General features: G+C 71.1%; 9 protein-coding genes. 6 read left to right on the top strand and 3 right to left on the bottom strand.

Going from position 1 to position 10,703, the window contains the following annotated elements; translation table 11 throughout:
- Nucleotides 1-12: 12 nt before the first annotated feature.
- Entirely contained in the window at nucleotides 13-741 is a 729-nt protein-coding gene (locus tag J2S57_RS07540) for a 5-formyltetrahydrofolate cyclo-ligase (RefSeq protein WP_307239858.1), read from the top strand.
- On the opposite strand, the gene J2S57_RS07545 is transcribed toward J2S57_RS07540, so the two are convergent.
- A complete protein-coding gene (locus J2S57_RS07545) occupies nucleotides 725-3,412 on the bottom strand; it encodes a penicillin acylase family protein (RefSeq protein WP_307239860.1) in 2,688 nt (895 codons plus the stop codon). The genes J2S57_RS07540 and J2S57_RS07545 overlap by 17 nt on opposite strands.
- A gap of 268 nt (nucleotides 3,413-3,680) precedes the next feature.
- On the opposite strand from J2S57_RS07545, the gene J2S57_RS07550 reads away from it, so the two are divergent.
- A complete protein-coding gene (locus J2S57_RS07550) occupies nucleotides 3,681-5,333 on the top strand; it encodes a potassium/proton antiporter (RefSeq protein WP_307239862.1) in 1,653 nt (550 codons plus the stop codon).
- On the opposite strand, the gene ribD is transcribed toward J2S57_RS07550, so the two are convergent.
- Nucleotides 5,245-6,318 (bottom strand): bifunctional diaminohydroxyphosphoribosylaminopyrimidine deaminase/5-amino-6-(5-phosphoribosylamino)uracil reductase RibD, encoded by a 1,074-nt coding sequence (ribD, locus tag J2S57_RS07555; protein WP_307239864.1) that lies wholly within the window; start codon nucleotides 6,316-6,318, stop codon nucleotides 5,245-5,247. The two genes, J2S57_RS07550 and ribD, sit on opposite strands and share 89 nt — an antisense overlap.
- A gap of 264 nt (nucleotides 6,319-6,582) precedes the next feature.
- Here ribD and J2S57_RS07560 point away from each other — a divergent pair, with 264 nt between their 5' ends.
- The 4 genes from J2S57_RS07560 (at nucleotide 6,583) to J2S57_RS07575 (ending at nucleotide 10,019) form a co-directional block, all read left to right on the top strand.
- Nucleotides 6,583-6,936, top strand: a complete 354-nt coding sequence (locus tag J2S57_RS07560) for an FmdB family zinc ribbon protein (RefSeq protein WP_307239866.1) — start codon at nucleotides 6,583-6,585, stop codon at nucleotides 6,934-6,936.
- A 147-nt stretch (nucleotides 6,937-7,083) separates the two neighbouring features.
- Complete coding sequence (locus J2S57_RS07565) at nucleotides 7,084-8,805, top strand: SAF domain-containing protein (protein ID WP_307239868.1); 1,722 nt, start codon at nucleotides 7,084-7,086, stop codon at nucleotides 8,803-8,805.
- A 96-nt stretch (nucleotides 8,806-8,901) separates the two neighbouring features.
- On the top strand, nucleotides 8,902-9,315 hold the full coding sequence (gene mscL / locus J2S57_RS07570; protein WP_307239869.1) for a large conductance mechanosensitive channel protein MscL: 414 nt from the start codon (nucleotides 8,902-8,904) through the stop codon (nucleotides 9,313-9,315).
- A gap of 305 nt (nucleotides 9,316-9,620) precedes the next feature.
- Complete coding sequence (locus tag J2S57_RS07575; RefSeq protein WP_307239871.1) at nucleotides 9,621-10,019, top strand: SRPBCC family protein; 399 nt, start codon at nucleotides 9,621-9,623, stop codon at nucleotides 10,017-10,019.
- Here J2S57_RS07575 and J2S57_RS07580 read toward each other — a convergent pair whose 3' ends face one another.
- Complete coding sequence (locus tag J2S57_RS07580) at nucleotides 10,020-10,601, bottom strand: ricin-type beta-trefoil lectin domain protein (protein WP_307239873.1); 582 nt, start codon at nucleotides 10,599-10,601, stop codon at nucleotides 10,020-10,022. It abuts the gene before it with no gap.
- Between the last annotated feature and the right edge of the window lie 102 nt (nucleotides 10,602-10,703).

A 10,703-nucleotide genomic window follows, 5' to 3' on the forward strand; every position in this document is an offset into this window, starting at 1 on the left:
TAAAACGACACGGTGGAGACGGACGGGACCGAAGTCGTTCAGGCGCAGCCGGGCAAGCCGGTCAACCCCGGCGAACCACCGCGGCCGACCCAGCAGCCGGTCGAGCAGCCGGTCGAGCAGGTGCCCGGGGTCGAGCGGGCGCGGGAGGCCAAGCAGGCCCTGCGGCGCCGGGTGCGCCGGAGCCGGGCCGCGCGCACCGGCGAGCAGAAACGGGCCGACGAGGTGAGCCTCACCCGACGGGTGCTGACCCACGAAGCCGTGCGCCGTGCGTCCACCATTGCCGTCTACGCCTCGCTGCCCGACGAGCCGGGCACCGGCGAACTACGCGCGGCGCTGCACCGCGAGGGCGTGAGGGTGTTACTGCCGGTGGTGGTGGAGGGCGAGGGACCGCCCACGCTGGACTGGGCCCTGGACACCGGGCCACTGGCGACCACGGGCGTCCTCGAGCTCCCCGAACCCACCGGGGAACGGCTGGGACCGGACGCGGTCACCCAGGCCGACGTGCTCCTGATCCCGGCCCTGGCGGTGGACACCAGCGGTGTCCGGATGGGCCGCGGCCGCGGCTACTACGACGTGGCCCTGGCCCGGTTCCGCGACCTCAGGCCGAACGCCACGGTCATCGCTCTGGTGCACGACGACGAACTGCTCGACGCGTCCACCACCCCGGTGCCGGCCGAACCGCACGACCGGAGGGTGGACGCCGTCATCACCCCGCGAAGGAGCCTCAGCTCGCGGGCTTGAACGTCTGCTGCTCGTCCTTGGCCGCCTTGACCGCGTCGGCGGTGAAGGCCCAGGCGTAGTCGCGGCCCTCGATCCAGGCGTCGAGCTGGTCGTCGTAGTGCTTGTCCCAGGGGTGACCGGAGATGCCGGACTGCCCCACCCAGCGGCTGTTGTCGAGGTTGGACAGGTCGACGATCATCCGCATCGACGGCGCGGCGGTCACCGAGAAGTCACCGGCCGAGGCGTCCCACGAGAACGCACCCACGATCGACGAGCCGCCCGGGGCCTCGTACGGGCCCTTGTTGACGAGCTTGCGGATCAGCTTCGGCACGTCGTCGCCGCCCAGCGGGGTCTGCTCCAGCGTGACCCGGTGCAGCTTGCCCCAGCGCCACTTCGACGGGTCCTTGCCCAGACGCTGCGTCAGTTCCAGGCGGGCCGAGGTGAGCGCGCGGCGCAGCACCTCGTCGCGGGTCTCGACCACGTCGTCGGTGCGGCCGTCGTCCCACCACTCGTCCTTGGGGTCTTCCAGCAGCTGGCTGACCACCTCGAACCAGCGGTCACCGCCGTCCGGCTTGAAGCCCTCGGGCAGCTCGTCGGAGAACGTCAGGTCGAGCAGCTTGGCCCAGACGGTGTTGAAGTACGCCGCCGCGGCCGAGTCGGTCGGCTGCTCGAAGTCCCAGTCCTTGAGCAGGTCCACGCCGGACTGGGTGAACTCGTCGGTGGTCTGCTCGAGCAGCATCGGCACCAGCAGCGCGGCGATCGAGTTGTAGGTGTCGGTCTGCACCGCGCGCATGTCGTCGACCGTGAGCGGGTGCTCGGCGTGCGCCTTCTCGATCAGGTCCTTGATGCGCTCCGACCGGTAGCCGTAGTCCCAGTCGCCGGTGATCTGCGCGGTGCCGTCCGGGCCGGTGACGGCCTGGTTGGCGGCGATGATGTACCCGTCCTTCGGGTTCTCCACCCAGGGCAGGTCGGTCTTCTTGACGTAGCCGGTCCAGTCGTAGCGCGAGTCCCAGCCGATCATCGGCCAGGTGCCGTCGGCGGGCACCTTCTGGTTCTGGGTGTCACCGCTGCCGCGCACCGGGATCCGGCCCGGCGCCTGGTAGCCGATGTTGCCGTCGACGTCGGCGTAGATCACGTTCTGCGCCGGGGAGTCGAGTTTCAGCACGGCCTTGCGGAACTCGGTGAAGTCGCCGGCCACGTTCAGGTCGAGGATCGCGTCCATCGCGGTGCCCGGCCGCAGAGCGGTCCAGTTCAGCGCCACCTGGTAAACGGTGCTGCGCAGCACTTTCTCGCCCGGCACGGGTGAGGTCTTGCCCGCCTCGGCGACGTCCGGCAGCACGTCCGAGACCAGCGGGCCGTGCTTGGTGGAGCGCACGGTGATCGTGACGTCGTCGCCGCCGGCCACCTTGATCGTCTCGGTGCGGGTGGTGAGCTTGAGGGCCTTGCCGTCCTGCTCGTACGTCTCGCCGCTGACCTTCTCCAGGTAGAAGTCGGAGACGTCGGGCGCCAGGTTGGTCAGGCCCCAGCTGATCCGGGCGTTGTGGCCGATGACCACGCCGGGCAGTCCGGCGAAGCCGTAACCGGCCACGTCGAACGGGCACTCCTCGGAGACGGTGTTGCAGTGCAGGCCGACCTGGGTCCAGATGCCCGGCATCGAGACGCCCAGGTGCGGGTCGTTGGCCAGCAGCGGCAGACCGCTCTCGGTCAGGTCGCCGGCCACGACCCAGGAGTTCGAGCCGTTGCCCTCGTTGCTGTCGCCCAGCACGCTCGGCAGCGAGGCGAGCGCGTCGCTGGCGGCCGAGAGGGCCTCCTGCGCGGCGTCACTGGTGTAGACGTCGCTCACGTTGGCGGCACTGCCTGAGGACGTGGTGGTCTCGTCGTCCGCGGAACGCTGGGTTCGCGTTCCGGTCCCCTTCGGGACCAGCGAGGCCGACGCGTCGTCGGGGCTGGCGCCGGCCGAGGGGCTCGAGGGGTTCGTGGTCGACGGGGAGGGTGAGGCGCCCGCGTCGGGCGTGCCGGTGGCGCCGGGCGTGGCACCGCCGGTGTCGCCCGGGGTCTCGGTGCCGCGGCCGGTCTCGGTCTTGCTGCCGGAACCGGGCTGGTTACCCGCCGCGGCCTCGCCGTCGATGATCGTGGAGTGCTCGTCGAACGGGTAGTCCGGGAAGAGCTGCTTGACCCGGTCGGCGTTGCGCACCACGTTGATGGCGCGCGCCCGGTCGAGCTCCTCGTCGTAGTTGCTGCGCAGGTCCCAGGCCATCGCCTTGAGCCAGGCCAGCGAGTCGGCGGGGGTCCACGGCTCGATGTCGGCGAGGTCGTTCTTGCGCTCGAGCACCGTGTAACTGATCGACAGCTCGGACTTGGAACGCTCGTGGATGTAGGCGTTCACCCCGGCCGCGTAGGCGTCGAGGTAGGCCTTGGTGGTGTCGGGGGCCGACGCGTACTCCTTCTCGGCCACCTGACGCCAGCCGAGGGTACGCACCAGCTTGTCGGCGGTCAGGGCGTCGTCGTTCGCGCCGACCAGCTCGCTGAGACGGCCCGCCGTGATGTGGCGGCGGAGGTCCATCTCGAAGAAGCGGTCCTGCGCGTTGACGTAGCCCTGGACCCGGAAGAGGTCCGCGGCGTTGTCGGCGTAGATCTGCGGCACACCGAGGTCGTCGCGGATGACGCTGGCCGAGCCGGTGAGGCCGGGCATCGACACCTCTCCACCACGGTCGGGCAGAGGCCGACGAATGATGGAGACGGTCAGCACGGCAACAACGACGACAGCGATCACGGCGACGACAGCGGAGCCGATGGCCGATACGCGGAGGGCACGGCGACGGGTCACGGCAGGAACAATAGCCACTGTCCCGGGGCACGCCGTACCGGCCGTCGGCTGGCTCACCGTGTGCTACCGATAGGATCGGGTTCAGGCTGAGGGTGGCCTGATAAATACCTGTGGGTGATGAGAGGCCGAAGATTTGACGATTGAGCAGCTCAACCTGGCGCTGCTCGCCGGTCCGGCTGTTCTGCTGGTCGCCGTGGTCGCGGTGCGACTCTCCACGGGCACCGGCCTACCGTCACTTCTTCTTTACCTGGCGCTCGGTCTCGTCATCGGCGAGGGCGGCTTCGGGTTGCAGTTCGAGGACGCCGAACTCACCTCGGTCCTCGGTTACGCGGCACTCGTCCTCATCCTGGCCGAGGGTGGGCTCACCACCCGCTGGTCCACGATCAAACCCTCCGTGGCCCCGGCCGCCCTTCTCGCCACCGTGGGCACCACCGTCTCGGTGGCCGTCGCCGGCACCGGTGCCCACTACGTCCTCAGTCTCGACTGGCCGCTCGCCCTGCTGCTGGGCGCCGCGATCTCGTCCACCGACGCGGCCGCCGTGTTCTCGGTGCTGCGCCGCGTGCCGCTGCCGCCGCGCCTGGTCGGCATGCTCGAGGCCGAGTCGGGCTTCAACGACGCGCCGGTCGTCATCATGGTCATCGCGCTCACCGAGGTCGCGCACGGCACGGCCCACCACAGCATCGGATACCTGCTCTACGAGGCCGGGTTCGAGCTCGTCGTCGGCACCGCCATGGGCCTGGGCATCGGGGCGCTGGGCGCCTACGCGCTGCGCCAGGTGGCCCTGCCCTCGTCGGGCCTCTACCCGATCGCGGTGTTCGCCTTCGCCATCGGCGCCTACGGGGCCGCCGCCACGATCCACGCCTCCGGCTTCATCGCGGTTTACCTGTGCTCGCTGGTGATCGGGAACTCCCGGCTGCCGCACGGGGTCGCCGTGCGCGGCTTCGCCGAGGGCCTGGGCTGGATCGCGCAGATCGGCCTGTTCGTGATGCTCGGGCTGCTCGCCTCGCCCGAGCGGCTGCCCGCCGCGATGGGCCCGGCCCTGGTGATCGGGCTGGTGCTGCTCCTGGTGGCCCGGCCGCTGTCGGTGCTGACGTCGGTGTCCTGGTTCGGCCTGTCGATCCGCGACCAGGTGTTCCTGTCCTGGGCCGGGCTGCGGGGCGCGGTGCCGGTCGTGCTGGCCGCGGTCCCGCTCGCGCAGGGGGTGGCGAACTCCCGCGAGCTCTTCGACATCGTCTTCTGCCTGGTGCTGATCTTCACGCTGGTGCAGGCGCCGACCCTGCCCTGGGTGGCGAAACGGCTCGGCCTGAGCGGAGACTCCCCCACCGTCGGCCTCGAGGTGGAGAGCGTGCCGCTCGGGGCCCAGGATGCCGATGTGCTGGAGTGCAAGGTCAGCCGAGGCTCCCGGCTGCACGGTGTGGAGATCTTCGAGCTCCGTCTGCCCACCGGCGCCAACGTCACGCTGATCCTGCGCGACGGCGAGGCGATCGTGCCCGACAGCCGCACCGCGCTGCGGCACGGCGACGACCTGATCATCGTCACCCCCGCCGGGGTGCGGGCCGCCACCGAAGACCGGCTCAAGGCCGTCAGCGCGGGCGGCAAGCTCTCCGGCTGGCACGACAAGGAGAAGCGCACCCTGGTGGCGGGAAGCCCGGTCACGACCGGCCCCCGCCCCGGCTTCCCGCCCGACGCGCCCGGCGTCAGTGGCGTGCCCGGGGCCGCGCGAGCACTCGCACGTCGCCTCCGACCCGGCGCACGTCGAGAAGATCCAGACGCCAGACGTCGGTGATGGTGGTGATGCCGGCGTCGAGCAGGGCGTTGGGCCCGGCGCCGAGCAGGGCGGGCGCCAGGTAGGCGATCACCCGGTCGACCAGGCCCGCCTCGACCATCGCCCCGGCGAACCGCGGCCCGCCCTCCAGCAGCACGTGCCGCCGGTCGCGGGCGTACAGCTGCGTCATCAGGGCGGGCAGGTCGAGTGTGCCGTCCGCCGTGAGCCCCACCTCGGCGCCGGTCGCGATCCAGGTGGGAGCGTCGTCCCCCCGGATCCGCGCGTCTTTCGGGGTGCGGCCGTGAGTGTCGGCGACCACGCGCAGGGGCTGACGGCCGGCCGGATTGCCGTCGGCGTCCCGCACCGTGAGCATCGGGTCGTCGGCGAGCACCGTGCCCACGCCGACCAGCATGGTGTCGACCTGGGCGCGCAGCCGGTGCACGTCGCCGCGGGCCTCGACGCTGGTGATCCACTGGCTGGTGCCGTCCTGGGCGGCGACCCGCCCGTCCAGCGTGGCCGCGAACTTCCAGGTGACGAACGGACGCCGGTTGCGCACCGCGGTCAGCCAGACCTCGTTGCCCTCGCCCGGTTCCAGACCCTGCACGGCCTCGTCCTCGAGCACGCCGATCTCGACCTCGATGCCGGCTTCCCGCAGTCTCTGGGCCCCTCCCCCGGCCGTGTCCGTCGGGTCGGGCACCGCGATCACGACCCGGCTGACGCCCGCCGCGATCAGGGCCTCGGAGCACGGCCCGGTGCGCCCGGTGTGGTCGCAGGGCTCGAGCGTGACCACGGCGGTGGTGCCCCGGGCCCGCCCGCCGGCCGCGTTCAGGGCGGCGACCTCGGCGTGCGGTCCCCCGGCCCGTTCGTGCCAGCCCTCGGCGACCACGGTGCCCGCCTCATCGAGGAGCACGCACCCCACGACCGGATTGGGCAGGGCCGTCGGCAGCCCCCGGGCCGCCACTTCGATCGCCCGGCGCATCGCTCGGATCTCGGCGTCGCTCGCCATTCGCAGTCCCGTCTCTCGGTCTGGGCAGGTGCCGGCCCCGCGGTCTTTCCCCCGGTCGGCCCGGCCCGCAGCCGGTCGGGGATCCTGACGGATGACCTGGTCAGACCCGATACTGGCAGGCGGGAATGGAGATCCCCCCGGTCCTGTTCCACTGCCGCCAGGGTGATTCTCGCCTGGTCATCCGTCGGAGCGACACCCTCGGGTGCATTATGCTGTTGGCACTCAACGGCAGAGAGTGCCAGCCCAGGCTTACAGGAGGACGACGTGCCCACGTACGTCTATGCGTGCACCGAGTGCAACCACGGCTTCGAGGCACAGCAGGCGTTCACCGACGACGCTCTGACCGAGTGCCCGGAGTGCGGCGGCAAGCTGCGCAAGGTCTTCAACTCGGTGGGCATCGTGTTCAAGGGCTCGGGCTTCTACCGCAACGACTCGCGCGGCTCGAACTCCAGCACCACCACCTCGTCCGACAGCAAGTCGACCACGACGTCGTCCGACTCCTCGAGCTCCTCGACCTCGTCCGACAGCAAGTCGTCCGGCAGCAAGTCGTCGGACTCCAAGTCGTCGAGCAGCACGCCGGCCTCCACGTCGGCGTCGAGCGGCAGCAGCGCCGCCTGAGCTGATCCGCCTTCCCACCCCCGCGCCCTCCGGGTCGCGGGGGTGGTCGCGTTGGGGGGCTTCCACAGGTGGGTCGGAGGCGGGGTTTTTCCACAGGGGGACGCGTGGGGGCGCCGGGGGCGGGACGGTTTCCCTAGCGTGGTGGGCATGGCAGTGACGGGTAAGGACGGGGTCGGATGGGTACCGGGGCGCTCGGGAGACCACCTGTTCGACGACGAAACACGCACCGACGCCTCTCGTCTCACTGATGCGGGGCACGAGTGGGACGACGACCTCCTCTCCCGGCCGCCCGGCTCCTCCCGGCCCGGCTCGTCCCGGCTGCCCAGCTCCTCCTGGCCTGGCTCCACCTGGCCCAGCTCCTCCTGGCCTGGCTCCACCTGGCCCGGCTCCTCCCGGCTGCCCGGCTCCTCCCGGCCCGGCTCCTCCCGGCCCGGCTCCACCTGGCCCGGCTCCTCCCGGCCGCTCAGCCCGACGGCCGACTGGCCACCGTCGGCCTGGTCGGACCCCCAACCGAAACCCAATGGGGCTCAGTGGTTGCGGCGACTCAAGGAGTCCCGGGCGCTGGCCCGGTACCGAGCGGTGAGGCACCCGCCAAGGCTCGGCAGCGGACGCGTCCGCACAGCCCGCCTTCTGCTGGCCCGCCACCGGCGCACCGTGTCGGTGGTGCTGGTGCTGCTCGCGATCTGGGTCACGGTGCGGGTGGCGGCTCCTGACCCACCGCGCACGCTGCCGGTCGTGGTGGCCGCGCGTGACCTTCCCAGCGGCACCCGGCTGACGGCCACCGACGTGAAAGTGGTGCAGTGGCCGGTCGATCTGGTGCCGGGCGGCACGCAGCCGAGTGCTCTTGCCTCACCGGTTGTCGGCTCGAGCGCGATCACCTGCGCCAGGTGCTCCAGCGCCCGCGCGCACTCCTCCTCCTCGGAGGTGGCGTGGATGGCCGGTACAGGGGCGGGTTCAGGAGAGGGTTCAGTGGCGGGTCCAGCCGCCGATCCAGCCGCCGGTTCGGTTGCCGGTTCGGTTGCCGGTTCGGTTGCCGGTTCGGTTGCCGATCTAGGGGCCGCCGGTTCGGTGGCCACCGACTCAGGGGGCACCAGTTCAGGGGGCGATTCGGGAGACGGCGCAGGGGCGGTTTCGGGGGCCACCGTCTCGGGGGCCACCGTCCCGGGAGCCACCGTCCCGGGAGCCACCCTCCCGGGAGCCACCCTCCCGGGAGCCACCCTCCCGGGAGCCACCCTCCCGGGAGCCACCCTCCCGGGAGCCACCCTCCCGGGAGCCACCCTCCCGGGAGCCACCCTCCCGGGAGCCACCCTCCCGGGAGCCACCCTCCCGGGAGCCGGGGCCAGTGCCGGGGGCGGTGCCGAGGCCGGCGCGGAGCCGGATGCGGTGATCGGGCGGGTGCTGGCCGGGGCGGTGCGGGCCGGCGAACCACTGAGCGACGCGCGTCTGCTCGGCCCCGGCCTCCTGCGCGGCCAGCCCGCCGGAACCGTCGCGGTGCCGGTGCGGCTGAGCGATCCGCCGAGTGCAGCGCTGGTACGGGCCGGGGACCGGGTCGACGTGCTCGTCAGCACCCCCGCCTCCTGGTCGGCCGACGAAGCCGGAGGCAGCTCGACTCTCAGCTCCGCCTCGACCCGCCGCGCGGCCCGGAATGCCCTGGTAGTGGCGGCCTCTGACCTCACCGCCCATACGATCGGCACAACCGGCCGGAGCAGCGCGCCCCTCACCGGCGCCGGTCTCGGCAACCGCCTCGACGACGAGGCGAGCACCGACGCGCTGGCCGGGCTGATCGTCCTGGCGGTCCCGGCCGAGGAGGCCGACGGACTGGCGGGCGCGGCCACCGAAGCCGCCGTGTCCGTGGTGGTGTTGCCATGACCTCCTGCACCGGCGGCGCCGTCAGAGGGCAGCAGTCAGGTGGGCGCACTAACCTCGCCGATGGTCCAACCCCTTCCCCCGGAGGCAGAGCAGGTCATGATCAAGGGCTTCAAAGAGTTCATCATGCGTGGCAACGTCATGGAACTTGCCATCGCTGTCGTCATCGGTGCCGCGTTCACCTCGGTCGTCACGGCGGTCACCAAGGGTGTGGTCCAGCCTCTGATCGCATCCGTCGGCTCGGCGCAGGTCGGTGGCCTGAACTTCAAGATCCGGCCGAAGAACGATGCGACCCTGGTCGATCTGAACGGTGTCATCTCGTCGCTGCTGAACTTCCTGATCGTCGCCGCGGTCGTCTACTTCCTCGTGGTCGTGCCCATGAACGCCCTGATGGAACGCCGTCGCCGCGGCGAGGAGCCGGAGCCGGCCGCTCCCGCCGAAGACATCCTGCTGCTGCAGGAGATCCGCGACCTGCTGCGTGACCGTCCGATGCAGCAGGGACAGCAGGGCTGACGCGACCCACCGCGCGACCGGGTCGGCAGCAGCCTGCCGCTCCGGGTCCACCACCCCCGAGGAACAGCCCAGCACCCCGGGCAGCCGCTCACCCAGGCACCGCACAGCACCGCATCAGCCCGCCGCACCAGACTCACCGTCACCGCACCAGACTCACCGCACCGGGCTCACCGCCGATGCCGACCGCCGATGCCGATGCCGATGCCGATGCCGATGCCCGGACCATGTGCGTACGAAGGCGCCGCTGTCACGGTACGGCCGTGACAGCGGCGCCTTCCGTTGCGGCAGCTGGCACGATGGGCGTCATGGCGATCGACTCCCGGCACGTCAGCACCCGCATCGACCGGCCGTTCGGCGAGGTCTACGCGTACGCCTCCGACCCGGCCCACCTGCCCGACTGGGCGCCCGGGCTGTGCGACAGCATCGAGCCGAAGGGCGACGAGTGGGTCGTCTCCTCGCCGATGGGCCGGGCCTGGGTGAAGTTCGCCCCGAAGAACGACTTCGGCGTCATCGACCACTGGGTCACGCTCGAAGACGGGCAGACGTTCTACAACCCGTTCCGGGTGCTCGCTTTCGATCGGGCGAGCAGCGAGGTGGTGTTCAGCGTGCGCCGCGCCGAGGGGGTCACGGACGAGGAGTTCGCCCGTGACACCGAGGCCGTGGCGGCCGACCTGGAACGCCTGAAAGGTCTTCTGGAGCAGTGACTATCGGGCGACGACCTTGAAGTTGCTCGCCGACTCGCCCGACTTCACGGTGCGCAGCTGACGCTTGTCGGCCCGCAGCGCGCCCCACTTGCCGGTGACCGAGAAGCTCGTGCCCTTGGCCTTGAAGTTGAACTGCTGGTTCGTCTTCGCGCTGTCGCAGACGACGATGTTCAGCGTGCCGTTCTTCTTCTGCTGCAGACAGTAGGCGTTGATCTCCTCGCTGTCGTTCATGCTCATGATCGTGTACTTGGTCGAGGTCCGGCCGCCGACCTTCTTCAGCACCATGCTGGTGCCGTCGGCCGAAAGACCGTTCGACGCCGTCGGCTTCGACCGGGACAGGTCCACCTTGCCGGTGCCGCGCACCGTCACGATGCGGTCCTTGCCCTTGTACTTCGAACCCTTGATCAGCACCGGCTCGCCGGCCAGCGGCTTCGCGGCGGCCGCGGAAACTGCCGCTGACGAGGGCTTCTCGGCGGCCTGGGCGGTACCGGCGGTGGTCAGCCAGAGTCCGGCCGCCACGGCGGGCACTCCGGCGATCGCGGTGACGGTCTTCGCTCGGTGGGAGATTCGCGCCGAGAACATGGATCCTCCTGATGTTGGCCTGGCCACCCTCACGGGTGGCGCGCTCACGTGAAGAACACGCTTGGGTCATCAGGTTGGATGCAGCCAGGTCCCGGAAAAGTT

This window comes from Kineosporia succinea, from assembly GCF_030811555.1.
GTDB lineage: Bacteria > Actinomycetota > Actinomycetes > Actinomycetales > Kineosporiaceae > Kineosporia > Kineosporia succinea.

Coding starts and splice junctions, on each gene's coding strand:
- J2S57_RS07545 (WP_307239860.1), bottom strand. CDS start 3,412: ATGCCCGGCCTCACCGGCTCGGCCAGCGTCATCCGCGACGACCTCGGT.
- ribD (WP_307239864.1), bottom strand. CDS start 6,318: ATGGCGAGCGACGCCGAGATCCGAGCGATGCGCCGGGCGATCGAAGTG.
- J2S57_RS07565 (WP_307239868.1), top strand. CDS start 7,084: ATGGCAGTGACGGGTAAGGACGGGGTCGGATGGGTACCGGGGCGCTCG.
- mscL (WP_307239869.1), top strand. CDS start 8,902: ATGATCAAGGGCTTCAAAGAGTTCATCATGCGTGGCAACGTCATGGAA.
- J2S57_RS07575 (WP_307239871.1), top strand. CDS start 9,621: ATGGCGATCGACTCCCGGCACGTCAGCACCCGCATCGACCGGCCGTTC.
- J2S57_RS07580 (WP_307239873.1), bottom strand. CDS start 10,601: ATGTTCTCGGCGCGAATCTCCCACCGAGCGAAGACCGTCACCGCGATC.